Source organism: Martinezella miluonensis, from assembly GCF_900094545.1.
Classification (GTDB): domain Bacteria; phylum Pseudomonadota; class Alphaproteobacteria; order Rhizobiales; family Rhizobiaceae; genus Rhizobium; species Rhizobium miluonense.
On record NZ_FMAH01000001.1, the window covers coordinates 352,516 to 376,372 of the forward strand.

At 60.0% G+C, this 23,857-nt stretch carries 20 protein-coding genes; 8 read left to right on the forward strand and 12 right to left on the reverse strand.

Features of this window, described 5'->3' with window-relative positions:
• Positions 1-29 precede the first annotated feature (29 nt).
• From GA0061102_RS01780 to GA0061102_RS01795, 4 genes are all read right to left on the reverse strand, one after another.
• Positions 30-296, reverse strand: coding sequence for a DUF982 domain-containing protein (locus GA0061102_RS01780; protein WP_092843436.1), 267 nt, complete (start codon positions 294-296; stop codon positions 30-32).
• A gap of 362 nt (positions 297-658) precedes the next feature.
• Entirely contained in the window at positions 659-2,578 is a 1,920-nt protein-coding gene (locus GA0061102_RS01785; RefSeq protein ID WP_092843438.1) for a beta-N-acetylhexosaminidase, read from the reverse strand.
• Positions 2,579-2,603: 25 nt separating this feature from the next.
• Positions 2,604-3,380 (reverse strand): SDR family oxidoreductase, encoded by a 777-nt coding sequence (locus tag GA0061102_RS01790; RefSeq protein WP_092843440.1) that lies wholly within the window; start codon positions 3,378-3,380, stop codon positions 2,604-2,606.
• A 110-nt stretch (positions 3,381-3,490) separates the two neighbouring features.
• Positions 3,491-4,354 carry a MurR/RpiR family transcriptional regulator gene (locus GA0061102_RS01795; protein ID WP_092843442.1) on the reverse strand — a complete coding sequence of 288 codons (864 nt, stop codon included), beginning with the start codon at positions 4,352-4,354 and terminating at the stop codon, positions 3,491-3,493.
• Between the two features lie 279 nt (positions 4,355-4,633).
• Here GA0061102_RS01795 and GA0061102_RS01800 point away from each other — a divergent pair, with 279 nt between their 5' ends.
• The 3 genes from GA0061102_RS01800 to GA0061102_RS01810 are packed head-to-tail and all read left to right on the forward strand — an operon-like array spanning position 4,634 to position 7,711.
• Complete coding sequence (locus tag GA0061102_RS01800; protein ID WP_092843694.1) at positions 4,634-5,119, forward strand: hypothetical protein; 486 nt, start codon at positions 4,634-4,636, stop codon at positions 5,117-5,119.
• 11 nt (positions 5,120-5,130) lie between these two features.
• A complete protein-coding gene (locus GA0061102_RS01805) occupies positions 5,131-6,606 on the forward strand; it encodes a M81 family metallopeptidase (RefSeq protein WP_092843444.1) in 1,476 nt (491 codons plus the stop codon).
• A 1-nt stretch (position 6,607) separates the two neighbouring features.
• Entirely contained in the window at positions 6,608-7,711 is a 1,104-nt protein-coding gene (locus tag GA0061102_RS01810) for a D-TA family PLP-dependent enzyme (protein ID WP_092843446.1), read from the forward strand.
• A 326-nt stretch (positions 7,712-8,037) separates the two neighbouring features.
• Here the strand turns inward: GA0061102_RS01810 and GA0061102_RS01815 are convergent, their stop codons facing one another.
• The 6 genes from GA0061102_RS01815 to GA0061102_RS01840 all read right to left on the reverse strand — a co-directional run bounded on the left by GA0061102_RS01815 (position 8,038) and on the right by GA0061102_RS01840 (position 13,967).
• Positions 8,038-9,171 carry an ABC transporter ATP-binding protein gene (locus GA0061102_RS01815; RefSeq protein WP_092843448.1) on the reverse strand — a complete coding sequence of 378 codons (1,134 nt, stop codon included), beginning with the start codon at positions 9,169-9,171 and terminating at the stop codon, positions 8,038-8,040.
• Between the two features lie 84 nt (positions 9,172-9,255).
• A complete protein-coding gene (locus GA0061102_RS01820) occupies positions 9,256-10,485 on the reverse strand; it encodes an ABC transporter substrate-binding protein (RefSeq protein WP_092843450.1) in 1,230 nt (409 codons plus the stop codon).
• Positions 10,486-10,519: 34 nt separating this feature from the next.
• The gene (locus tag GA0061102_RS01825) at positions 10,520-11,377 is read right to left on the reverse strand and encodes a carbohydrate ABC transporter permease (RefSeq protein WP_092843452.1); all 858 of its coding nucleotides are present in this window, start codon (positions 11,375-11,377) and stop codon (positions 10,520-10,522) included.
• Positions 11,374-12,261: a carbohydrate ABC transporter permease gene (locus GA0061102_RS01830; RefSeq protein ID WP_092843454.1), complete on the reverse strand. Its 888-nt coding sequence runs from the start codon at positions 12,259-12,261 to the stop codon at positions 11,374-11,376. Before GA0061102_RS01830 ends, GA0061102_RS01825 begins: the two co-directional genes overlap by 4 nt.
• A 13-nt stretch (positions 12,262-12,274) precedes the next feature.
• Entirely contained in the window at positions 12,275-13,435 is a 1,161-nt protein-coding gene (locus tag GA0061102_RS01835; protein WP_092843456.1) for a Gfo/Idh/MocA family protein, read from the reverse strand.
• A 199-nt stretch (positions 13,436-13,634) separates the two neighbouring features.
• The gene (locus tag GA0061102_RS01840; RefSeq protein WP_092843458.1) at positions 13,635-13,967 is read right to left on the reverse strand and encodes a hypothetical protein; all 333 of its coding nucleotides are present in this window, start codon (positions 13,965-13,967) and stop codon (positions 13,635-13,637) included.
• Between the two features lie 346 nt (positions 13,968-14,313).
• Here GA0061102_RS01840 and GA0061102_RS01845 point away from each other — a divergent pair, with 346 nt between their 5' ends.
• Positions 14,314-15,081 carry a glycosyltransferase family 25 protein gene (locus tag GA0061102_RS01845; protein ID WP_245297893.1) on the forward strand — a complete coding sequence of 256 codons (768 nt, stop codon included), beginning with the start codon at positions 14,314-14,316 and terminating at the stop codon, positions 15,079-15,081.
• Positions 15,082-15,198: 117 nt separating this feature from the next.
• Here GA0061102_RS01845 and GA0061102_RS01850 read toward each other — a convergent pair whose 3' ends face one another.
• Both GA0061102_RS01850 and GA0061102_RS01855 read right to left on the reverse strand, forming a co-directional pair.
• Complete coding sequence (locus GA0061102_RS01850; RefSeq protein ID WP_092843462.1) at positions 15,199-17,181, reverse strand: polysaccharide biosynthesis protein; 1,983 nt, start codon at positions 17,179-17,181, stop codon at positions 15,199-15,201.
• A 213-nt stretch (positions 17,182-17,394) separates the two neighbouring features.
• Complete coding sequence (locus GA0061102_RS01855) at positions 17,395-19,065, reverse strand: GumC family protein (protein WP_092843464.1); 1,671 nt, start codon at positions 19,063-19,065, stop codon at positions 17,395-17,397.
• A gap of 189 nt (positions 19,066-19,254) precedes the next feature.
• Between GA0061102_RS01855 and GA0061102_RS01860 the strand changes: the two genes are divergently transcribed.
• From GA0061102_RS01860 to purU, 4 genes are all read left to right on the forward strand, one after another.
• On the forward strand, positions 19,255-20,334 hold the full coding sequence (locus tag GA0061102_RS01860) for a glycoside hydrolase family 5 protein (protein ID WP_092843696.1): 1,080 nt from the start codon (positions 19,255-19,257) through the stop codon (positions 20,332-20,334).
• Positions 20,335-20,451: 117 nt separating this feature from the next.
• The gene (locus GA0061102_RS01865; RefSeq protein WP_092843466.1) at positions 20,452-21,696 is read left to right on the forward strand and encodes a hypothetical protein; all 1,245 of its coding nucleotides are present in this window, start codon (positions 20,452-20,454) and stop codon (positions 21,694-21,696) included.
• 38 nt (positions 21,697-21,734) lie between these two features.
• Positions 21,735-22,760, forward strand: coding sequence for an acyltransferase family protein (locus tag GA0061102_RS01870; RefSeq protein WP_092843468.1), 1,026 nt, complete (start codon positions 21,735-21,737; stop codon positions 22,758-22,760).
• A 190-nt stretch (positions 22,761-22,950) separates the two neighbouring features.
• Positions 22,951-23,835, forward strand: a complete 885-nt coding sequence (gene purU, locus GA0061102_RS01875; RefSeq protein ID WP_092843470.1) for a formyltetrahydrofolate deformylase — start codon at positions 22,951-22,953, stop codon at positions 23,833-23,835.
• The last annotated feature ends 22 nt before the right edge of the window (positions 23,836-23,857 follow it).

Below are 23,857 nucleotides of genomic sequence, written 5' to 3' on the forward strand. Positions count from 1 at the left end.
GTTCATTCAGTCCCTGATGTCAGGCAGGTCTAGTGGATGCTCTCCGCATCCGGCTTGACGTAGAGCCCGGCCTCACGCGCCGCTTCAAGAAAAGCCTCCCTCGACTCTTCGGCAGAGACTTTGCCGAGGACGGCATCCAGGCACACCAGGACGGCCGCGTCCGCCACCGGTCCACCTTCAGCGGGCCATTTCTCGCTCATGCAGTTTGCCGCATCGAGCGCGTTGGTAATGATCGCAAAACGGCTGATCCCACCAAGCTCGACTATGACGGGGCTTCTCCAATCACTATTGTCCATGTTGAACCTCCCTCACCCATGGAGCGCCATCAGCGCTGCGATCAAAAATGAACCGGTGCCGGCGCACGCGGCCATGGTCACATGATAATCCGTTGAGACTCACTCCTTGCCTCGGACGACGCTTCGATAACGTCGCGCAAGGGTGGATGTTCCTGGGGCGAAGACGCTCCATCGGGATTTTTTCCGATGCAATCAGGGCGGCTGGCGCTTGGCATCGCCGCGTCGCTTTCCCGTCTCTCATCGCGGATATGAAAAGGCCGCCAAGACTTCTCTCGGCGGCCTGCAGGCAATCCAGAATATAACAGCGCGGCGGCGCCCTATCAGCTATGCCGCTGCCGGACGTCGCGTGATTGCGGCCAGAGCTACAGCTTCGGGCTCAGCCGGACAATCGCGGCAAAGCGCAACCAGTCCTTCTGTGCCCTCGGTGTCCAGGCAGCCTCGGCAATGGCCGGCAGGCGCGGGAAGACCAGGCGGTTGAAATAGTCACGCGAGGTGAAGTTCTCCTGCCAGATGCAGGCCTGCACGCCCTTCATCAGATGCTTCAGCTCTTCCGGGAAATCGCCTTCCGCCTCATAGGCATAGGTATGAGCGGGCGGCACGGTGCCGGCCCAGCTCGCGCCCAGCTCCTGCCAGGCATCGGCCTGTACCATGTCGAGATAATAGGCCTGGCCCGGCGTCATGACGACCTCGTAGCCTTCGCGCGCCAGCTCGATGCCGACTTCCGGCTTTTCCCAGGCCATCAGCAAGGTGCTCTCCGGATCGACGCCGCCGCCATGGGCGACTTCGTTCCAGCCGGCAAGCTTGCGGCCACGCTCGTTGAGCATCGCCTTGATCCGTTTCAAGAAGTAGGATTGCAGGGCGAAGGTGCCCGATATGCCTTCCTTCTCCATGAGCTGGCGCGCCAGCGGCGAAGCGAGCCAGGAACCGTTGGCGACCTCGTCACCGCCGATATGGAGATATTGCGAGGGAAAGAGCTCGACCATTTCGTCGAAGACCTTGGCGAGAAATTCGTAGGTCGGTTCGATGGCCGGGTTCAGAGCATTGTTCGGATAGCCCTGGACGGAATGATAGCTATCAGGCGCTTCCTGCCCGTCCGTCAGGTCAGGCAGGGCGACGAGGGTCGCAGTGCTGTGGCCGGGGATATCGATCTCCGGCACGACCTCGATGCCGAGTGCGGAAGCATGAGCGACGATCTCGCGGACGTCATCCTGCGAGTAGAAGCCGCCGACGGGTTCGGCACCATTGCCGAGCTGCGGCAGCAAAGGCTCGTCCGGCCCGCGCAGAACGCCGGTTGACGTCAGCTGCGGATAGGCACGGATCTCCAGCCGCCACGCCTCATCATCCGTCAGGTGCCAATGGAAGATGTTGAGCTTCAGCCAGGCGAGAATGTCGAGCAGGCGCAGCACGTCGGCCTTGGGCGTGAATTGCCTGGAAACATCGAGATGGCAACCGCGCCAGCCGTAACGCGGATGATCGGAGATGGATCCTGAAACCGGGAAGCGGAACTTGCCGGGTTCGCGACGAGCGCCGTCCAGAAGCTGCGCAAGCGTCGTCAGGCCATAGAGGCGGCCTGAAGCGGCCGAGAAGGCCAGCACAATTTCGTCAGCCGAGAAGGTGAGCTCATAGGCCTCTGCGGCAAGCGCCGGCCGTTCGACGAAGCGCAGCACCCTGCCCTGCGGCGCGGCAATGAGGCTGAAAGGAATGTGGTTGGAAGGAAACAGCCGGCGGAAGAGCGCCTGTGCCGTGGCAAGCGCCTTCACGCTTGCCGCATCGGTTCCCTTCGCCGGATAGAGCGCGACGAGGAAGCCTTCGCCCGGCTTGACATCGATGGATGCAGGCCAAGGCTGAATGGCGAAGGGAAGCTCCAGCCTGCCTTCCGGCAGCAGCACCGGCGGCGGCTCGCTGGTGCGGCCTTCGAGCAGAAGATCCGACGTAAACACCGTGATATGGCTACCGTCTTCAAGCGTGATATAGGCTGATTTGGCGCCATCGGTGCAATGCTTTGCGACGCGGTGGAGGCTGGAAACCGTGAATGTCCAGCTCTCTCCGGGAGCTATGGACAGGCCAGCCGGCGGCGCGAACTCATGAAAATTGGCGTTGCGGCGCACGAAGACGGCATTCTCACAGATCTTCGGATCGATAAAGCGCGTCAGCGTCGTGTAGGCGAGGCGGAAATTCGAAAGAGGCGCATCCGAGAAATTGAAAAGCGTCAGGGTCAAGCGACCATGCTTTCCTCCCTCCGGAGACCAGGTGTTTTCGAGATGATAGGAGGCCGGCTGCATCTAAATTCCCCTTTGGCAACGAGCATCAATAATGATCGGACTGTGTGAAGGTGTGGGCGAGTTCCGCCTGCCCCGCCGTCAAGCCGCAATCGACGGGCAGGCAGACGCCCGTAATGGCCGAGGCGAGCGGACTTGCGAGAAACGACACCGCATTGGCGACATCGACGGGATCGACGACACGACGCAGCGCATACCAGCGCTTGGCCTCCTCGAAGACATTCGGATTTGCGGCGGCACGCACCTCCCAGGCCTGGGTGCGCACGGTGCCCGGTGCAACGGCATTCGAGCGGATGCCGAACTTGCCGTACTCCACTGCCACCAACCGGGTGAAATGCAGGAGCCCGGCCTTGGCGGCGCTGTAAGCGGGATGACCGAAAACGGCCATGCCGTTGACGGAGGCGATATTGATGACCGATCCCTTCGACGCCTTCAGCATGTCCTCGACGGCGCGGAAGCAGAGGAAAGCGGCTTCTAGGTTGAGGACATTGTCGGCGCGCCATATCTCCGGCGTCGTGTCGTGCAAGCTGACCGCACAGGCCGCTCCGGCATTGTTGACCAATGTCCTGAGCGTGCCCAGTCCTGACGCGGCTTTCGCCATTTCGGCCGTGTCGATCTCACGTGTTATATCCGCCTTGAACGCGACGAAACGCTCTGCGGGGCCTAGCGTCTGCGCCGCCTTCTGCGCGGCGGCTTCGTCGATATCGACAAGCAGGATGACATCGTGGTCATCGGCCAGGCGTTTGGCGATGGCGCGACCGATATCGCCTGCGGCCCCGGTAACGATGGCAACGGATTTACTCATATGGCTTTCCTCTGATTAAGTTCCCGAGCGGCGGGCGTCCGCCGCTGTTTGTTGTTTTTCTCTGCGCAATTCCGGACGCAAAACCGCTGCGCACTTTTGCTGGAATTGCTCTAGTCCCCAAGAAGCTGACGGTCGTCGCCATCGCGATGGGTGACAAGCTGCTGCTTGATACGGCGCAATATCACCGTGGCTTGCGGACGAAGGCGATAGGCGACGAGGCTGGCGAGGATGTCGAGCACGGCCAAATAGGCGATGCGCGTCGATGTCGGCCTATAGATATTGTCGCCTTCCGGCAGATCGATCGGCACAGTGATATCGGCGACATGCGCCACGGGGCTTCCGCTTTGTGTCAGTGCGATGGTCGGCACCTTGGCCTCGCGCGCCAGCGTGAAGGCGCGCACCAGCTCGGCATTGCGACCGGAAAAGGAAGAGCCTATCAACACATCCGTCGGCTTGGCAGCAGCGGCCATCATCAGCTGCATGCTGTGGTCGGAACTCGAGGTAATGCGCAGGCCGAGCCGGAAGAGACGGTTCTGTATCTCGCTGGCGATCATCGAGGAATTGCCGCCGGAGCCGAAGGCGTAGATCATCTCCGCGTCGGCAAGCCTGTTTGCCGCCTGCTCGATGGCAGCCACGTCCAGCCCGCGATGCAGCAGAAAGAGCGCATTCTGCGCCTTGGTAATAATGTCCTGGGCGACATCGGCGGGCGCTATGCTCTTCGGCTCGGGCTTGAGGTAGCGCATGCCGACATAGGCGGTGCGGGCCAGCTGCACCTTGAAATCGGAGAAGCTTTCGCAGCCGAGACGGCGGCAGAACCGGGTGACGGTCGGCGGCGAGACATCCGCCTTGCCGGCGAGCTCGATGATGGAAGCGTTGACGGCGAATTCGAAGTCGTTGAGGACGATGTCGGCGATGCGGATTTCCGATTGCGAAAGCCGGCCTCTTTCATCCTGCATGGTCGTGAAGATATCCATCAGCTCCCCCTTTATTCTGTCGCTGGGTTCTAAACGTCCGATGTTTAATAGGCGATGCAAACCATCTCAATCTCGCACTTCGTCACCAATGCCTACTTACGAGTGTGCGAGGGGCGCGGTTTGCCTTTCGCGCCTATCTGACGGGAACCATACATGTGACAAACATCATATGATTCCTGCAAATTATTTTCTTGATACGTTGACAAATGACCATAGAAAGCAGAATTTGACCAGTGAAAATCGGAAATTATGAAAAGAATTTAAATGACGGCGGATACAATGCGTGATCCCTTCAAGAATCCCTTCCCCGCCAGCGATGCCGCCAGGCACGCGATCTGGGAGATGCTCGTAACGCGTGATATCGATGCCTTCCTCGCCGCAGACTGGTCGAGCGTTGCAGGCGATTTCGTCGAAGAGGGCTTCATCGGCATCGACGGCCGGCGTGAAGTCAGCCCCGACAAATGGCGCCTCGCCTTCCCGACCCTGACGGCCTATCGCGACGAGTGGCTGCGCCAGGCGCGCGACTTCGCCACGCAATCCTTCGCCGAAGATCCACGCACGGCCATTTTCACCACGACGACGCTCGAGGATATCGAGATCGAAGGCGACATGGCGCTGGTGCGCAAGAAGTTCAACGGCAGCCTGAAGAAGTCGGATGGCAGCATCGACGTGCTGAAATGGCAGACGCTCTATTATTGCCGCCTGCATGAGGGACGCTGGAAGATCAGCGGCTTTACCGGCTACCTGCCGAATCCCATGGAATAGAGGCGACATCATTGCGCATTTTCACCGCGGCCCTAGCGACCGAGACGAACACCTTCTCCCCCATCTGCATCGACCGACGCGCGTTCGAGGCGTCTCTTTATGCGCCGCCGGGCATGCACCCGGAAACGCCGACGCTCTGCTCCGCCCCGATCACTGTGGGACGGCGGATCGCTATGCAAAAGGGCTGGGAAGTGATCGAGGGCACCGCCACTTGGGCGGATCCGGCCGGACTGGTGAATCGCCTGACCTATGAAGAGCTCAGGGACGAAATCCTCGGCCAGCTGCGGGCGGCAATGCCCGTCGATGCTGTCGTGCTCGGGTTGCACGGCGCCATGGTCGCCGATGGTTACGAAGACACCGAGGGCGATTTCCTCGCGCACGTCCGCGAGATCGTCGGGCCGGATATCCTCGTTTGCGCCGAACTCGATCCGCACAGCCATCTGACAGAGAAGCGCCTCGCCGCTGCGAACTTCTTCGTTTATTTCAAGGAATTCCCGCACACGGATTTCGTCGATCGCGCCGAGGATCTCTGGCGCATCGCCATCGATGCGCTCGAAGGCCGCGTCAATCCAGTGATGTCGGTGTTCGATTGCCGCATGATCGACGTCTTTCCGACATCGCGCGAGCCGATGCGCTCCTTCGTCGACAAGATCATGGCGATGGAAAAGAGCGATGCCGATATCCTGTCGATATCGGTCATTCACGGCTTCATGGCTGGCGATGTGCCGGAGATGGGCACCAAGCTGCTTGTCGTCACCGATAATAAGCCGGATAAGGGATCTGCGATCGCCCGCGATCTCGGGCTGGAACTCTTCTCCAAGCGCGGCACGTTCATCATGCCGCAGATCGACGAGAAGCAGGCCGTCAGCCAGGCCATGGCCGCGACGTCAGGCCCGGTCGTCATTGCCGACCTCTGGGACAATCCGGGCGGCGGCACGGCGGGAGACGCCACCGTCGTCCTTCAGGAACTGCTCGACCGCGGCGCCGCCGACACGGCGATCGGCACGATCTGGGATCCGATGGCCGTGCAGATTTGCATGGCAGCCGGCGAAGGTGCGGAAATTCCGCTGCGCTTCGGCGCGAAATCGGCGCCGGGCACCGGCAACCCCATCGACGGCCACGTCAAGATCGTGCGCCTTGTCACCAATGCCGAGATGCGTTTCGGCGAGAGCTTTGCGCCCTTCGGCGACGCTGCACATATTCAGCTCGCTGGTATCGACATCATCCTGAATTCGACGCGCGCCCAAAGCTTCGACCCGAGCCTTTTCTCGGTCATGGGCATCGACCCCACGACTAAGAAGATCCTGGTCATCAAATCGACCAATCACTTCTATGCATCCTTCTCCAAGATCGCCTCGGAGATCCTTTACTGCTCGGCCGGAACGCCCTATCCAAACAATCCAGCCCGTACCCCTTATCGCCGTGCGCGGAAAGACATCTGGCCGATGGTGGCGGATCCGCATGCGGCAGAACGGAAAGACGCCTGATATGGCACATGATATCGCCTCGGAAATCAGCCCTAAGCCCGGCGACCGGGTCGAAGGGCTATCGACGCCTCGCCCTATCATTGACGAAGACCGGCTGGCTGGGAACATCGCCCGCGTGCAATCCTATATGGATGCACACGGCCTGAACTTTCGGCCGCACATCAAGACGCACAAGATTCCGGCGCTCGCGCGCGCCCAGGTCGCCGCCGGCGCCAAGGGGATCAACTGCCAGAAGATCACCGAGGCCGAAGCCTTCGCCGACGCGGGCTTCGAAGATATCCTGATCACCTTCAACATCCTCGGTGCTGAAAAGCTTGTTCGCCTCTCGGCCTTGAACGATCGCATTTCCGGCTTGAAGGTTGTGGCCGACAGCACCGTCACCGTCGATGGGCTTTCCGCCTGGTTTGCCGAACGCAAGCCGCTCACCGTGCTGGTGGAGTGCGACACCGGCGGTGCCCGATGCGGCGTGCAGACGCCGGAACAGGCAGCCGCGCTCGGCAAGCATATTGCCGGCAAGCCAGGCCTCGTCTTCGGCGGCTTGATGAGCTATCCGAAGCCAAACAATGCTGCGGCGACACAGGCCTTTCTAGCCGAATCCGTCGCACTGCTGAAAAACCAGGGCATCGAGTGCCCGATCGTCAGCAACGGCGGCACACCGAGCCTGTTCGAAGCCCATCTGGTCACGGCCGCCACCGAACACCGTGCCGGAACTTATATCTATAATGACCGCTCCATGGTGCGGGCCGGCCATTGCCGCGAGGAGGATTGCGCGATGCATATCCTCGCCACCGTCGTCTCGCGACCGACCGAAGATCGCGCCGTCATCGATGCCGGTTCGAAGGCGTTGACCTCCGATCTCCTCGGCTTTGCGGATTTCGGCCAGGTGGTGGAGTACCCGGAAGCCGTCATCAAGGGCCTCTCGGAAGAGCATGGCGTAATTGATCTGTCGAACTGCACGGGCGCACGCCCGCAGATCGGAGACAAGATCCGCATCATTCCCAATCACACCTGCGTGGTTTCCAATCTGTTCGATCAGATGGTGTTCCACCGCGACGGCGTGGTGACGCGCGTCGAGGACGTGGCGGCTCGCGGCCTGGTCTGGTAGGCGCAGACACTTTCCTTAAACAGAAAACGGCTGCCTGCGGGCCGCCGTTTTCTTTTGTCTTATAGTTCCTGCCTAGATTGCGCGGTCCGCGCGGTCTTGCATCGGCAGACGACCGCCTCCGTTAGAGCGGCTCAGCGTTTCATGGAATCGCTGACCCACTCTAACCGTCTGTTTGACGCAATTCCGGACGGAAAACCGCTGTGCACTTTTCCTGGAATTGCTTTAACGCATGTCGCGCAAAAGTGTGCAGCGGTTTTGCGACAACGACATGCGCAAAATCAAAGGCCTAAAGCGCAAGAAGCGAATCTGAAAGACCGCGATGCGCTTTAGGAGGCGGTAGAGCTCAAGAGCTCCATGTCGATCTCGGTGAGTTCGACGCGGCGCTCGAAAGCCTGGCCGTTCTCATCGAAGAGGTGGCAATCGGCAATGCGGATGCCGGTCTTCAGCGGCGCCTCCAGGCGGATAGCAGCGCTGCCGGGCAGCGTGGCGCAGAAGTTCTCATCGATGCCCTCGGCGGATGCATAGGCAACCGTCTGTGCCCCCAGATGCTCGACTACGGTCGGCACAATGGTCAATGTCAGATCGCCCTCACCGAGCTGGACATGCTCCGGCCGGATGCCCAGCGTCAGCGTCTTGCCGACCGCCCCCTGGCGTGGTGCCACAGGCAGCACCACCTTCTGGCCCTTGTAGTCTATCTCGACGCCGGCATCGCTGACATTCGTGCACGTCACAGGCAGGAAGTTCATCTTCGGATTACCGATAAACTGTGCGACGAACGTATTCGCAGGCTTATGATAAAGCTCCAGCGGCGCGCCGACCTGCGATATCTCGCCGGCATTGAGAACGACGATCCGGTCGGCCATGGTCATGGCTTCGACCTGATCATGGGTCACATAGATCATGGTCGCCTGCAGCTGATGATGCAGCTTCGCCAGCTCAATGCGCATATCGGCGCGCAGAGCGGCATCGAGGTTCGACAACGGCTCGTCGAAAAGAAAGATCTTCGGTTCGCGGACGATGGCGCGGCCGATGGCGACGCGCTGGCGCTGGCCACCCGACAACATGCCCGGCTTCTGCTGCAAGCGCTGCTCGAGATGCAGAATGCGGGCAGCATGCTCGACTTTGGCCTTGAGCTTGTCTTCCGGCATCTTCTCGACCCGCAACGGGAAGGCAATGTTCTCGAACACCGACATATGCGGATAGAGAGCATAGGACTGGAAGACCATGGCGATGCCGCGCTTGACCGGCGGCAAATCGTTGACGCGGTTGCCATCGATCATGATGTCGCCGCTGGTCACCTCGTCGAGGCCGGCGATCATACGCAGCAGGGTCGACTTGCCGCAGCCGGACGGACCGACAAAGACGATGAATTCACCGTCCGTAACGTCAAGCTCGACGCCCTTGATGACCTCGAAATGACCATAGAATTTCTTGACCTGATTAAGGTGCAGCTTTCCCAAACTCTGTCTCCGCGCGGCGCCGCTACTAGGCGGGCAGGGCTCCAAAGGCCGCGCGCGATGCGCGCGGCCCGGTTACTTGCAGGCTTACTTGTACTGCTCGAGATCCGCAGCTGCCTTCTTCAGGGCATCCGCAGGCTGGGCCTTGCTCGTTACGACCGACTGGACCATCTCGATCATGACGTTCTGGAAGCCCTTGTAATCCTTGAACAGCGGCTCGGGACCACCGTAGCTGATACCGTCGATGAACGGCTTCCAGAAGGGATCCTTCTTCTGGAACTCGTCGACCTGCGGAGACGGACGCAGAGGCGTGAGGCCAGCGCCGCCCTGCAGTTCGTATTCGCCCTGCGGACCAGGAGAGGTGATGAACTTCGCGAATTCGATCGCCTTGTCCTCGACGCCGCTGCCCTTGAAGACGGCAAGGCTATCGGTGATGAGCAGCGTGCCCTGACCCTTGGCCGACGGGCCGAGCGGCAGCGGAGCGACGCCCCAGTTGATCTTCGTTTCCTTCAGGCGATAGGCAGCACCCGAACCAGCCTGGATCATGCCGACCTTGCCATCCAGGAAGATGGCGCGCATTTCGTTCTGCTCGTAAGCCGTCGGTCCTTCGACGGAGTAAGGCGTGATGTCCTTGTAGGCCTGAAGCGCGGCCAGCACTTCAGGGCTGTTGAGGACGACCTTGTTGCCGTCGATCACCTTGCCGTTGTTGCTGTAAATCCAGTGCAGGAACTGGTGCATGGTGTTGTCGAAGGTCTTGGCCGACAGGCCGTAGCCGGGAACGCCGGTCTTTTCCTTGATTGCCTTGGCGTCGGCAATTTCCTCAGCCCAGGTGGTCGGCGGCTTTTCCGGATCGAGGCCCGCCTTCTTGAAGAGGTCCTTGTTCCAGTAGAGCGCCTTGGTCGAGAACGCGATCGGCACGCCCCACTGCTGACCGTCATAGGTGACGGTATCGACGATGTTCGGATAGTAGGTCTTCTTTTCCGCATCCGTCATCGGGACCGGAACGATGAGATCGTTCTCGGCGAACTGCTTGAGCGTGCGCGAGCCGACATAGGCCATGGAGACCGGCGTGCCGGCTGCAGCGAGCGTCGTTGCCTTGTCCTGGCACTGCTCCCAGCCAACGACTTCAGGCTTGACTGCCCAACCCGGATTCTTGTCTTCCCATTGCTTGATATATTTCACATGGATCGGGTCGATGCTGTCGCCGCAATAGATCCAGCTGATCTCCTTGTCGGCGGCATGGGCCGTCACGGCGCCAAGCGCTGTGGAGCCGAGCAAGGCCAGCGCAAGCAGCCCCGTTTTGAAATGGAATGTCACGTTTAAGCTCCCGTTCTCTGGTGGTTGATTGATTTTATTGCTTCACCGCGCCAGCGGTCAGACCGCTGACGAGATACCGTTGTAGGAAGAAGATCACGACCAGCGCCGGCGCGATACCGACGAAGCTTGCGGCCATGAGTTCGTTCCAGACGACCTCCTGCCGGCCGAAATAGGCAAAGAGGCCCACCGGCAGCGGCATGTATTCGGTCTTCGAATTGAAGGTGAGCGCATAGATGAACTGTTGTGCGTAGGAACCGATGAAAGTGGTGATGGCGACGACGGTGATGCCTGGCATGGCGATCGGCAGGATGACGCGACGCAGCGTATAGAAATGGCTGGCACCATCAACAAAGGCCGCCTCGTCGAGCTCTTTCGGAATGCGCATCATATAGGTGCGCAGCAACCAGATCCCGGAGGGAATGAGGAAAGCGACACCCGGTATGATCATGGCAAAATAGGTGTTCAGCACGCCGAAGGAGCGCATGAGCCGGAACAGCGGAATCAACAGCACGGCGCCAGAAAACATGTTGACCGCCAGGAAGGCACCGAGCAGCAGGCCGGAGCCTCTGAACTCGAAACGTGCGAAGGCATAGGCCGCCGGCACCACGAGGATCAGCACGATAATAGTGCTCACGCCGGAAATCAGGAACGAGTTGAAGATATACCAGCCGAAGCCGGGCACGCTGGTCCACATCGTCCGATAGGCCGCGAACGAGCCGTTCTCGGGAATGAAGCGGTAAGGCGACGAGAAAAGCTGGCTGAGCGGCTTCAGCGAGACCAGGAACCCCTCGACGAAGGGCGCCAGCACGAAAGTCAGGAACAGCAGGATTCCGGCATAAATGCCGATGAGCTCGTACCACTTGTAGCGATTGATCATCGAAGGCTGGCTCATCGCTGCTTGGCTCCCGTGGAAAAGCGGCTGGTCAGGCGGAAATAGGCAAGGCAGAAGATCGACAGGAAGATGCAGATCAACACTGCGCGGGCGGCACCCTCACCATATTTGTAGGAGCCGATCGCGGTGCGATAGGTGTCAATGATCATCGTCGTCGTTTCGCCGTTCGGGCCGCCGCGGGTCAAAATCCAGATGATGTCGAAGGAGTTGAAGGTGGCGATCAGCGACAGCATCGACATGGTGACCAGCGAGGGCACCAGCAGCGGCAGGGTGATGCGGCGGAAGCGATAGAAGCGACCGGCGCCATCCGTCCAGGCGGCCTCATAGAGATCATGCGGGATCGCCTGCATAGCCGCCAGCATATAAAGAGTGACCATCGGCACGCCGATCCAGACGTCGGTGACGATCGTCGCCCAGAAGGCCGAGCTACCGTAAGCAAGGAACGCCACCGGGCTGCCGACGATGCCGAAACGCTGCAGCAGGCCTGAAATCATGCCGAACTGGCCATTATACATCCAGCCCCACATGAAGATGCCGATCGCCATCGGCACAACCCAGGGAGGCATGGTCAGCACCCGGAAAAGCGACCGACCCGGAACTGCCGAATTCAAAAGCGCCGCCCCCAACGTGCCGATGATCATCTTGATCGACACGGAGAAGAACGTCCAGATGAAGGTGCGGACGATGACGCCCGCGAAAGTGTCGTTGAAAATCTTCGCATAATTCTCAAAGCCGACCCAATTCGTCACCTTCTTCAACGACGCGTCGGTGAAGGACAGGACAACAGTGTCGACTAGCGGATAGGCGACGATGACGATGACATAAAGAAGGGCTGGAAAGAGAAGGATCCAAGCGAAGATGACTGTGCTGCGTTGAACACCCATCTTGCGCCCCTCCCTAGGCTACTTTTGAATAGAGCGCTTCGTCGAACTCGTCCCAGATCGGTCGGAGATCGACGACAGTCCTCTTCATGCGCGCCTCGTCCATCGAGAGCGCCAGAATGCCCGCCTCAAGCGCATTCTGGGTCGACACCGGCAGGTGCAGGCCCGTCTTGACGTGCGCGATGATATCGGCAGCCATCTGTTCATCGGCTCCGTAGTGCTGCGAAAGCGTCGTGCGCGTCGCATAGGTCTTTTCGATCACCTTTTTGCCGGTCAGCATCTCGTGAACATTGAAATAACCGCGGATGAAGTCGCCTTCTGCCATACCACGCGAGCCCATGATGGCAAAGCGGCGGAACTGGTCCGGCACGTTCAGATTGGTGTGGAAATTCATGCCGACGCCGTTGGCGTATTCGACGATCGCGACCTGATAGTCGATGATGTCGCCATCGCTGTCGAAGACCTTGTCCGATCCCATCCAGCCGCTCGGCTTGCGGTGGAAAAGCTCGAGGTCGTTGATGCCTTCCCGTGCCGGATCGTTTTCCGGAATGAAGCTTTTGCGGCCGCCGAAGCTTGCAACCCGCTCCGGCCGCGCGCCGACGACGCCGTTGTAGAGGTCGAGATCGTGGCAGCACTTCTCCAGCATGAAGCTGCCGGAATAATGCTGGTAGCGGCGCCAGTCGCGCATGAAGAAGGCGCCATGATAGGGCTCGATATGTTCGGACGCTTCGATGGAAACGACATGGCCGAGCTTTCCTTCGGCCTGGGCGACCAGCAGATCGCGGTACATGGGCGAGTAGCGCAGGACGAGACCGACCATCAGCCGTTCATGGCCGAACTTGGCCATCAGCCGAGCAAGCTCGATGCTATCCTGGATGGTCGTAACGATCGGCTTTTCGCAGAAAATCTTGAGGCCGGCTTCGAGGCCGATGCGGATATGCTCGAGATGCAGATGGTTCGGCGAACCGATCATCAACAAATCCATCTTTTCATTCGCAATCAGCTCTTGTGGAGTGGCATAGGCCTTTCCGGCGGAAATGCCCTGCTCGATCAAACCAGGCAGGCCAGCGGGTTCCGGATCGACATAACCGGCAATCTCGAAGCTCTCATCGATCGCCTTGAACACATAGCCCAGATAACCCAGGCGGAATCCCAGCCCAATGATTCCAACTCGCATGCTTTTGAGTTCCCATTACGTAATTTATTTTCGTAATCTTGGGGCAATTTTTCGCATTCGTCAACGACGTTCGCGCATTTACACGGAAACATGAAATTTATTTTCAGATCACAGTCTAAAAAAGCGCAGCCTTCAAGCATGAAGCTGCGCCTGGTTTGACTGCATTGCCGCTTATTTCAGCAGGTCCGTCCGCGCCGTCTTATCGGTCTTGGCTGTTATACTGCCAATATTGATAGTTCGGCTTCCTGGTGCTGGTGGAAATGACGCCGTTTTGCTCACAGACATAGCCCAGGCGCGGCAGGCCGCGATAGTAAAAACCTCTATAGAACTCATCCGAATGCACTGTCGTCGTGCGGCATTCGAATTGCTCATCGGCCGCCATTTTGGGCGCTGTCACCCCTGGCAGATTCCTGTAGGGATAGACGGGAGCGACATACGGCTTGGGGAGAAGCGGATTGTCTGCCAGTGCCGCTACCGGCATGGCTCCAGCAAGGAACAGAGCAGCAATGGCAATCTTCGATTTGTTCCACATGAATTGCTAGGCTCCTTTACCCATGCAAGCGCAACAACCGCACGCCGCATGTTTCCAATATAGTAAGGCCAGCGCCACGCGCCAACCGCCAACCGAACACCCTTTCAATGACGCCGGCAGGCGCAGGCTCCTGGGGCGGGACGGCGGTATTCACGCTTCGTTACACCAAACGAAATGCTTTTATCCCCAAATGCAACGCAGGCGAGCAATCGGAATTTGCGACAATTCGTAAGCATGTTATATAGTAGCAAAACCGCCATTCCAGTAACTGTCGACACGATTTCTGTTTGCAGGAGTAAAAGTCATTCTCGAACAGATTGATCGCCCCCCTCACATGATCAACCCCATGCTTGCTGACGACAGCGCCCAGCAGGTGCGCATCTATATCATCAACCTCGATCGCTCCCGCGATCGGTGGGAGCGTTTGAGCAGCCAGGCGGCGGAATACGATCTGAACGTCACGCGGGTTCCGGGAATCGACGGTCGGGCAATTGAGGAGAAGGATCGCGTCGATTTTCAGCCCGGCTCGTTCATCTACTATAATGGCCGCCAGCTTCTGCCGGGCGAGTATGGCTGTTATCGCAGCCATCTGCTCGCTCTTGAGCAATTCGTCGCCACCGGCGACAAGATGGCCATCATCATGGAAGACGACGTCGATCTCAACGAGAGGCTGATCCCGCGCGCTATCGCTGCAATGGAGAGTGTCAGCGGCGCACGCCTCGTCAAGCTCGTCAATCATCGCCTGGTGGGCTTCAAACCGGTAGGCGAGACCACCGAAAAGGATGTCGTCGGCCGCTGCATGCACGGTCCGCAGGGCTCGGCCGCCTGCTATATCGTCAACCGCAAAGCCGCCATGAACCTGCTGGTGACGCTGAAGCCCCTGCTGCTTCCCTACGACGTCGCCCTCGAGCGCGGCTGGTCCACCGGTGTCGAGACGTTTACGACCCAGGAAAATCTCGTGGAATTCAGCCCGCATCGCGCCGATACAACAATCGGCAAGCGCGTGCACTATCGCGCCGTAAAGCGGCATTTCCTGCTACGGGTGACGGCGCACTGGTTCCGCACCTGCGACCAGCTGCGCCGCTGGCGTTACGCCATCGGCGTCAAGCGGTAAACGAACTCACCTGATGCGGAGATCAGGCGATCGGCGCCGCACAGAAGCGTTCGACCGTTCCGTTTCGCCATCTGCCATCGGTCTGGATGAAAACCGCAACATGCGGTCGAACATGCTCTATAGCGGCACGACGTTGTCGAGGTCCGGCCGGTCGACCGCCAGGTCCGTTTCTCGTTCGCGATAGACCAGATCCACCACTTCACTGCTTGGCGCGTAGCCGGAGACGAGCTTTTCCAGCAAGGCTCTCGCCAAGGGTATGTCGTTTTCGTTCAACGCCGCCTCGAGTGCGGAAAGCCGCTTTGAAAGCTCCAGCCAGGGCAGGAAATCCTCTTTGGCCTGCATGATGCGCGGATGGCTCGTTGGCTGCGGGTTGTCGCCGATCAGCAATTCCTCGTAGAGTTTCTCACCCGGCCGCAGCCCGGTGATTTCCAGCTCGATATCGCCATCGGGCTCATCCGCATCCCGCACGGTCAGGCCGGATAGTTCCACCATGCGACGGGCCAGATCGGCAATGCGCACCGGCTCACCCATATCAAGCAGAAAGACGTCGCCGCCTCCCGACATCGCGCCGGCCTGGATCACCAGCTGCGATGCTTCGGGGATGGTCATGAAATAGCGGGTTATTTCCGGATGTGTCAGCGTGATCGGACCGCCATCGCGGATCTGCTGGCGGAAGAGCGGTACGACGGAGCCGGAGGAACCAAGGACGTTGCCGAAGCGGACCATGGCGAAATGCGTGCCGTCCGTGCCTGGCTTCCGATCGGCATCCATCGCCTGCAGCACCATTTCCGCCAGCCGCTTGCTGGCGCCCATGATGTTGGTCGGCCGCACCGCCTTGTCGGTGCTGATGAGGACGAAGTTCTCCACCCCGTGCTTGCGGGCTGCTTCCGCCGTTATCAGCGTCCCGAGCACGTTGTTGCGGATGCCTTCGACGGGATTGTATTCGACGAGCGGCACATGCTTGTAGGCGGCCGCGTGATAGACGGTCTTCGGCCGCCATGCCTCCATGATCTGCCTGATCCGCTGGCCGTCTCGGACGGAGGCGAGGAAGGGGATGATGCGAATGTCGGCTTGTCCGGCAGAGGCCGCCGACTTCTCCAGCTCGCCGTGAATGGCATAGAGGCCGAATTCGCTCTGCTCCACCAGCAGCAGGGAAGATGGCCCATTCTTCAGGATCTGACGGCAAAGCTCGCTGCCGATCGATCCGCCCGCGCCGGTCACCATGACCACCTTGCCGCGGATGTTTTTCTCGATCAGAGCCCGGTCGGGAGCGATGACGTTGCGGCCGAGCAGATCCTCGATATCGAGTTCGCGCAGGTCGGAGACGGCGACGCGCCCCTGCGCTAGCGCCGTCAGATCCGGCATGGTGCGTACGGTGACGCGCGCCTTGCGCATGTTTTCGAGAATTTCATTGCGTCGCTGCCGCGTCGCATTCGGCAAGGCCAAAAGCACGTCCTTGATGTCACCCGAAGCGGCAAGCGCCGGAAGGTCGGCCGGGTTGTAGATGGGCAGGCCGCCCATGATGCTGCCGTGCATGTTTCGATCATCGTCGAGATAGCCGACCACATTCAGTTCGGCGCTATTGGCAAGAGCGCCCGCAAGCTGCCGGCCCGAAGCACCGGCGCCGTAGATCAATACCTTGGCGAGTTGATTGCGGTTCAGAAGCCGCTGATAGGCATTGCCGAGCCAATAGCGAGTCCACATGCGAGACAGGCCGATTGCGATCAGCAGCAGCAAGGGCTGCAATATACCGACCGTGCGCGGCACGCCCGGCACGCTGATCGCCGTGAAAATCGTCATGAAGGCGAGCGCATAGATCGCCACCGCCTTGACGACGGTCACGAAGGCCGACAGACCGGCGTACCGGAAGATGGCGCGATAGAGGCCCAGCACGATGAAGATGGGGATGGCGACAAGAAGCGAGACGATGGCGGGCAGCCACTCGATGCCTTCCAGGATGACCCAATCGTCGAGGCGCAGGCAGTAGGCGAACCAGACCGTCAGCACGCAGAGGCTGGCATCGACAAGCAAGGCGAGCGCGCGCTTGGTTGGGCGCGGCAATGCCAGAAACGGCAGAACGAGCTTATCCGCGGGCACCATCGGTCAGTTCCCCTTGGTGCCGGTCATCAAAGCGGTACGCTGCTTCTCTCGCATAGATTGTCTCACGATGCGCCGCATGACGTACAATGATCGTATCGCACTTTCATTAGCGGGTCTCAATTCATTCCAGCGCCGACTTACATGTAGAACAGCCGGCGCACAATTGCATCCTCGACGTTGAAGACGCTGCCAGTGCAGAAAGTTGAGAAAAGGTCACTTGCCGAGATAGCTGCGGACAATGGGGTGCCGAAATAGGCCAAGGAGGATGGCAAAGGCCATGCCGATCCCGGCACCGAAGATCGCGCCGGCAATGAACCCGGCCACCATCATCACCTTGCGGCTCGGCCCATCCGCCGTCAGCGGTGGCTCCGCTTCGGAGATGACGCGAATATTGCTGCGCGACAGATCCTGCGCATCGCTGGTCTGACCGGAGCGCTTCAGAAGAGATTCGTAGAGATCGCGGGCGGCAGTGGCCTTGCGCTGCAGCTCGTTGAGGCCGACGAGCTTGCCCGACGTATTGACCTGAGATGCCTTCTGCACCGTCAATTCCTTGCCGATGTCCTGTTCGGCCCTCTGCGCCTGCTCGTAGTCGGAGCGCGCCGAGGTCATCTGCCGCTGCAATTCGTTGCGGATTTCAGCTCCCAGGCTGTCCAGTGACGACTTGGCGGCGAGCAGGCGGGGATGGCGGGCGCCGAGCAGGCTTTGCAGGCTGCCGACATTGGCGGCAAGCGCCGCATATTGCTGGCGCAGACTGCTCAAGGCCGTTGATGTAGCGCTGGCCGCCGGATTGTTGGAGACCACATCCTCGAAGCTCAGCTTGCCGGCGGCATCGGCACGCGCCTTCGCCTCGATCGTCTTCTGCTGCGCGGTCACCAGCATGTCGTTGAGCGCAGTCAGGCGCTTGTCGGAAATCAGATTGCCCTCGACGGCGACGATATCGTTGTCGGCGCGATAGGTTTCGACTGCTTTTTCAGCTGCAAGCACCTGCTGACGCAGATCGTCGAGCCGGCTGTCCAATGCGGTGTTGCTGGTCTTGTAGCTGCTGGCAGCCGCCTTGCTCTCTTCCTGCATGAAGGAAGAGACGAGCTGGTTGGCAATCGTGGCCGATTTTTGCGGATCGCGCGTCGTCACCTTCAACGTCACGACATAGGTGCTCGCCTCGCGGGCGATCTGCACTGCCTTCGCCAGCGTTGCCGTCGCGACATATTTGGCGGTGTCGCCCGTCGTGCCTCCGTTGAACTGTGGATCACGATCGAGCTTCAAAGCGTCGACGACATGGCCAAGCACCCGGCCCGAAGACAGGATCTGCGTCTGACTGTCGATCATCGTCAGGATCAGCTCGGGTGCCGTCGGCGCCTGCTGCGAGGAATCGGCGTTGCCGGCAGGTCGAGGATCGAAATAGAGACTGGTTGCGGCGGAGAATTTCTGCGGTACCAACCGAATGGCGCCCGCGCCCAGGACGGCGCCGACCAGCGCCAGTGCGACAACCAAACGTTTCTTGCCCCAAATCGCGCGAACCGCACTGCGCAGGTCGAGCAAGGGCGTATCGGCACTTGCAGCGGGCAGCGGCTGCATATCGGCCGGCGGCGCGGCAACGGCAACGGCGACGGGCTCCGCCACGGACGCCGCGACCGGCGCTGCAATCGGCTTGGCTATGGGCGCCTTGGCTGCGGGCGACTGGATTGTTTCCGCCTGGAATTCGCGTTTTGTTTGCTCCGGTGCGCGGGCGGCTGCTCTACTTGCCGGCTCCGCCTCGGTAACGAAGTCGCGCGGGCGCAGCAGCGGGCTGCGCGGACGCAAGCCCTGACGCTGCTCGTCAGACGGCTCAATGCCACGCCAACCCGGAAGTTGGTCCGATCGTTTGCTTCGTTCCATTGAGCTCATGTCAGGCTTTCAACGCTCTGCGGGCAAGTCGCGCCCGGCAGATGCCGCAAGTTTAGAAATGTTTGGCTAACGGAACATTAAGGACGCTCACAGGAAGTAACGAATCGGGAACCGGTGAGCCGTTTGCATTCACCATTGCTCAACAGGATGGTCCCTATGAAAATGACGCCTTCAAAGCAGGAGCGTGCCATGGCCGGACCGAAGACGAGACTGTTGCGTTGCCTGTTTGCCGCGACGGTGGCTTTTGCTTCCGCCTTGCCGGCCGGCAACGGGTTTGCCGCATCGCAGCTCTGCTATCGCGGCATCAATCTCTCCGGCGCCGAATATGGCGACCGCGACGGCGCGCTCGGCGTCAACTACACCTATCCGTCGGAAGAGACCGTGCGTTACTTCGCTGGCAAGGGCACGAATGTCGTGCGTCTGCCCTTCCGCTGGGAGCGCTTGCAACCCGTGCTCGGCCAGCCTTTCGACGGGGCGGAACTGCAGAGGCTGAAGGATGCCGTCGATCTCATTCAAAAGCACGGCATGGCCGTCGTCCTCGATCCGCATAATTTCGGCTATTACGACAAGGTGCAGGTGACGCAGGCACCGGCGACGGATCTCGCATTCGGCGATTTCTGGGCGCGGCTTGCCATCGAATTCGCCAATCGCAAGGGTGTCCTGTTCGGCCTGATGAACGAGCCGCACGATATCAAGGCGCCCGACTGGCTGGAGGCGGCCAATACGGCCATCCGCAGCATCCGTACGGTCGGTGCGCGCAATCTCATCCTCGTGCCCGGCACGAACTGGACTGGCGCTGCGAGCTGGGAGGTCGATCGGCTGGGTGGCGGTGCCAATGGCACGGTCATGCTCGGCGTCAAGGATCCGCTCGATTTCTACGCCTTCGAGTTTCATCAATATCTTGACGCCGACAGTTCCGGGACGCATCCGGTCTGCGACGGCAGCGACGCCGCGCAAAAGGGATTGAGCGATGTCACGAACTGGCTGCGCCAGAACGGCAAGCGCGGCTTTCTCGGCGAATTCGGCGTGCCCGGAAGCGAGCCCTGCCTTAACGGCCTGAAGGCGGTCTTCGGCATCATGGCCGACAACAGCGATGTGTGGCTCGGCTGGACTTATTGGGCGGCTGGCGAGTGGTGGCCGCCGCAGGAGCCTCTGAATGTCCAACCACGAAACGGCAAAGACCGGCCGCAGATGAAGACGATCACCACCGCGATCGGCAAGAAGACGCCGCTTGCAGCAAACTGCGCCGCCGTCAAACCGGCCGGCTGATCGATAGCGCGGCCGATGGCCGGGCGGATAGCGCTTTGTCGCGAATCACGAGGCTGCTATCTTTGCGCCGGCATCGTAATGTCGGCCTTGAAAGGTCGCCGCAGCCCCGGACAACAGATGAAGAGCCTCCCCGACAAAGAACGCGTCGATTATCCGATCCTGGCAATCACGCTGTTTTCGGTGCTCTACAACTGCATCCTCGCCTATATCAATCACAACATCATGCAGCTTTCGGTCTCGCATGTCGTGCTCTGCGAGGGGTTGATGATGATCTCGAGCGTGGCCTTTATTTTCAAGAAGGGCATCTACGAGGAGGATCTGCCGCTTGTCCTTTTTCTCGTCTTCACGTTGATCGTGACGATCTATATTACCGTTTTCAATCGCCTGACCTTCATCGATCAGTTCCGCAACGTGCTGATCATTTTCGCCTTTGCAGGCATCGGCAGCTGGGCGAGCGAACGCACGGTGAGGCTCATCTTCCGCATCGCCTGCTTTATGGTGCTCTTGTTCCTCGTCTGCGAAGTCGTCAGCACGCCGTTTTACGTCACGATCTTCCATCCCGCCGAATATTTCGAGAGCACGCGCGGCATCAAGCAAGTGAGCTTCAACACGACCGGCCTCTTCGCCAATGCGCTCGGCTTCCAGGGGCGCTTCTCCTTCGGCCTCATCGATCACCGTTCCTCGTCGATCTTTCTGGAGCAGGTGTCGCTTGCCAATTTCTGCGGCGTCAGCGTCATCTATCTGCTCTCCTTCTGGCCGAAGCTCGGCAAGATCGAGAAGATGCTGTTCATATCGACGATACTGCTGATCCTGCTCACCAACGACACCCGCACCATGCTGATCTTTTCCTGCGTCAGCATCGTCGGCTACTTCCTGTTTCCGAAGATCCCGAAGGTATTCAACCTCATCCTGATGCCGCTCATCATCCTGATCGGCTTCTTCGTGCATTTCATGAAGCCGGACGAGGTCGGCGACAATTTCACCGGGCGCATCGGCGTCACGGTCAAGAAGATGCTCGACCTGGACATCCAGTCCATGCTCGGCCTGTCGATCTCACGCATCGGCGAATTCGCCGACAGCGGCTACGTCTACCTCATCTACGGCTCGACGATCTTCGGCCTGATCGTCTTCTGGCTCTTCGTCTGCCTTTATCCTGCCGGAAAGTCGCCGGCACAGAGACGCTGCGCCCATTCACTCTCTCTTTTCATTTTTCTGAATATGATGATTGGCGGCACGGCGATCTTTTCCATCAAGATCGCCGGGCTGCTCTGGCTGCTTGTCGGTTACATGCGCGCTTCTGAGGAGCCGCGTACCGTGCGAGCGCGGTCGGAAACTTTAAATGGAAGCCGGGTGCCGGGCTGACCGCAATTCGCGTCGGCTACGGCCGCGTGAGGATCGGGATGCTTGTCCAGTTGCAGTATCTGCGTGCCATCGCTGCGCTGATGGTCGTCTATTTTCATTCGGTGCTGCAGGTGCCGAAGGTCGATCCCGGCTTCCAGACCGTGTTCCACCTCTTCGGCGAGACTGGCGTCGACATATTCTTCGTGCTCAGCGGCTTCGTCATGTGGCTGACCACGACGGGGCGGGAAGTGCGCCCGCTGGATTTCTACCGCCGCCGCATCCGGCGTATCGTGCCGCTCTACTGGCTGGCGACCCTGTTTGCGGCCTGTGTCGCGCTCGTGGCGCCGACGCTGCTGAAATCGACGGTCTTCGAATTTCCGCATGTCTTTGCCTCGCTGTTCTTCCTTCCCTGGAAAAACCCGGCCGACCCGACACTGACCGTCCCCGTGGTCGTCCCCGGCTGGACGCTGAACTACGAAATGTTCTTCTATTTCGTATTCGGCCTGCTGCTGCTCGTGCGCGAGAAATGGCGCATGGCCGCGCTCTTCGGCACCATGACGGCCATCATCCTTTTCTGCCGGATCCTGCCGGGCGAGCTGACGGCCGCCAAATTCTACGGCGATCCGATCATCTATGAATTCCTGGCCGGCGTTCTCCTCGCTAAGCTCTATCTCGACAAGATCCTGTTGCCGCAGACGGTTGCCTGGCCGGCGCTGGTGATGGGATTCTCCTTCCTGCTGATCAACGAGACGCTGTGCGACGCCAGCATGCGCTCATACATGTGGGGGATTCCCGCTATCGTCATCGTCTATTCGGCGGTATCGATAGACTTTTCGAAGCTCCCGGTGATCGGCTCGCTGAATTATCTCGGCGACGCCTCCTATAGCATCTATATCACGCACGCCTTCACGCTCGCCGTCCTGCGCGTGGTCTGCGTCCATCTGAATATCGACATCCTGGCGAATGCTCCCATCTTCGTCAGCTGCTGCATCCTCTTCTCGGCGCTCGGCGGCGCCATCGTCCATGAGCTGACGACACCCAGCCGGTGGCGGAAGTGGAAAAGGAAGCCCGCGGTCGCCGTCTGACCGCTCTGGCATCAGATTCTTGCCGTCTTCTCTCACGACGACGGGGATGCGCGGCTGGAAGACGCAATGGGAACGGAATTTTCCCCCGCCTGCCCTAAGCTCTGCCTCAGATTTGGGTCGGGAGCTTTTCCCTGCCGGTTGATTGCGATAAGCGAGCGGCAACAGTGAGCCGCTTTACGAGGTAAGAGATATGAAGAGCTATGTACTGACAGTGGCGTGCAAGTCGACGCGCGGGATTGTGGCGGCGATATCGAACTATCTCGCCGAACAGGGCTGCAACATCGTCGACTCCAGCCAGTTCGACGATCTCGATACCGGCATGTTCTTCATGCGCGTCTCCTTCATCTCCGAGGAGGGCGTTGGTGAGGCGGCACTGGTCGAGGGCTTCAAGCCGATCGCCGAGAAATTTGCCATGGTCGCCGACATTCATGACAGCAAGAAGCGCATGAAGGTGCTGCTGATGGTCTCGCGCTTCGGCCATTGCCTCAACGACCTGCTCTACCGCTGGAAGATCGGGGCGCTGCCGATCGACATCGTCGGCGTCGTCTCCAACCACTTCGAATATCAGAAGGTCGTCGTCAATCACGACATCCCCTTCCACCACATCAAGGTGACGAAGGAGAACAAGCCGCAGGCGGAAGCGCAGCTTCTGGATCTGGTCGAGCAGACCGGCACCGAGCTGATCGTGCTCGCCCGCTACATGCAGGTGCTGTCGGATGCGCTGTGCCGCAAGATGTCAGGGAGGATCATCAACATCCACCACTCCTTCCTGCCATCGTTCAAGGGTGCCAATCCCTACAAGCAGGCCTATGAGCGCGGGGTGAAGCTGATCGGGGCGACGGCGCATTACGTTACCGCCGATCTCGATGAAGGCCCGATCATCGAGCAGGACACGGCGCGCATCACACATGCGCAATCGGCCGACGACTACGTTTCGATCGGCCGCGACGTGGAAAGCCAGGTGCTGGCCCGCGCCATCCATGCGCATATCCACTTCCGCACCTTCCTCAACGGCAACCGGACCGTCGTCTTCCCGGCAAGCCCGGGAAGCTACGCATCCGAGCGCATGGGGTAAGGCGCGGGCTTCCATCGCTCTT

Excerpts from the sequence above, each read along its gene's own strand:
- GA0061102_RS01780 (WP_092843436.1), bottom strand. The coding sequence starts at position 296 with ATGGACAATAGTGATTGGAGAAGCCCCGTCATAGTCGAGCTTGGTGGG.
- GA0061102_RS01785 (WP_092843438.1), bottom strand. The coding sequence starts at position 2,578 with ATGCAGCCGGCCTCCTATCATCTCGAAAACACCTGGTCTCCGGAGGGA.
- GA0061102_RS01790 (WP_092843440.1), bottom strand. The coding sequence starts at position 3,380 with ATGAGTAAATCCGTTGCCATCGTTACCGGGGCCGCAGGCGATATCGGT.
- GA0061102_RS01795 (WP_092843442.1), bottom strand. The coding sequence starts at position 4,354 with ATGGATATCTTCACGACCATGCAGGATGAAAGAGGCCGGCTTTCGCAA.
- GA0061102_RS01800 (WP_092843694.1), top strand. The coding sequence starts at position 4,634 with ATGCGTGATCCCTTCAAGAATCCCTTCCCCGCCAGCGATGCCGCCAGG.
- GA0061102_RS01810 (WP_092843446.1), top strand. The coding sequence starts at position 6,608 with ATGGCACATGATATCGCCTCGGAAATCAGCCCTAAGCCCGGCGACCGG.
- GA0061102_RS01825 (WP_092843452.1), bottom strand. The coding sequence starts at position 11,377 with ATGAGCCAGCCTTCGATGATCAATCGCTACAAGTGGTACGAGCTCATC.
- GA0061102_RS01830 (WP_092843454.1), bottom strand. The coding sequence starts at position 12,261 with ATGGGTGTTCAACGCAGCACAGTCATCTTCGCTTGGATCCTTCTCTTT.
- GA0061102_RS01835 (WP_092843456.1), bottom strand. The coding sequence starts at position 13,435 with ATGCGAGTTGGAATCATTGGGCTGGGATTCCGCCTGGGTTATCTGGGC.
- GA0061102_RS01840 (WP_092843458.1), bottom strand. The coding sequence starts at position 13,967 with ATGTGGAACAAATCGAAGATTGCCATTGCTGCTCTGTTCCTTGCTGGA.
- GA0061102_RS01845 (WP_245297893.1), top strand. The coding sequence starts at position 14,314 with ATGCTTGCTGACGACAGCGCCCAGCAGGTGCGCATCTATATCATCAAC.
- GA0061102_RS01850 (WP_092843462.1), bottom strand. The coding sequence starts at position 17,181 with ATGGTGCCCGCGGATAAGCTCGTTCTGCCGTTTCTGGCATTGCCGCGC.
- GA0061102_RS01855 (WP_092843464.1), bottom strand. The coding sequence starts at position 19,065 with ATGAGCTCAATGGAACGAAGCAAACGATCGGACCAACTTCCGGGTTGG.
- GA0061102_RS01860 (WP_092843696.1), top strand. The coding sequence starts at position 19,255 with ATGGCCGGACCGAAGACGAGACTGTTGCGTTGCCTGTTTGCCGCGACG.
- GA0061102_RS01865 (WP_092843466.1), top strand. The coding sequence starts at position 20,452 with ATGAAGAGCCTCCCCGACAAAGAACGCGTCGATTATCCGATCCTGGCA.
- GA0061102_RS01870 (WP_092843468.1), top strand. The coding sequence starts at position 21,735 with ATGCTTGTCCAGTTGCAGTATCTGCGTGCCATCGCTGCGCTGATGGTC.
- purU (WP_092843470.1), top strand. The coding sequence starts at position 22,951 with ATGAAGAGCTATGTACTGACAGTGGCGTGCAAGTCGACGCGCGGGATT.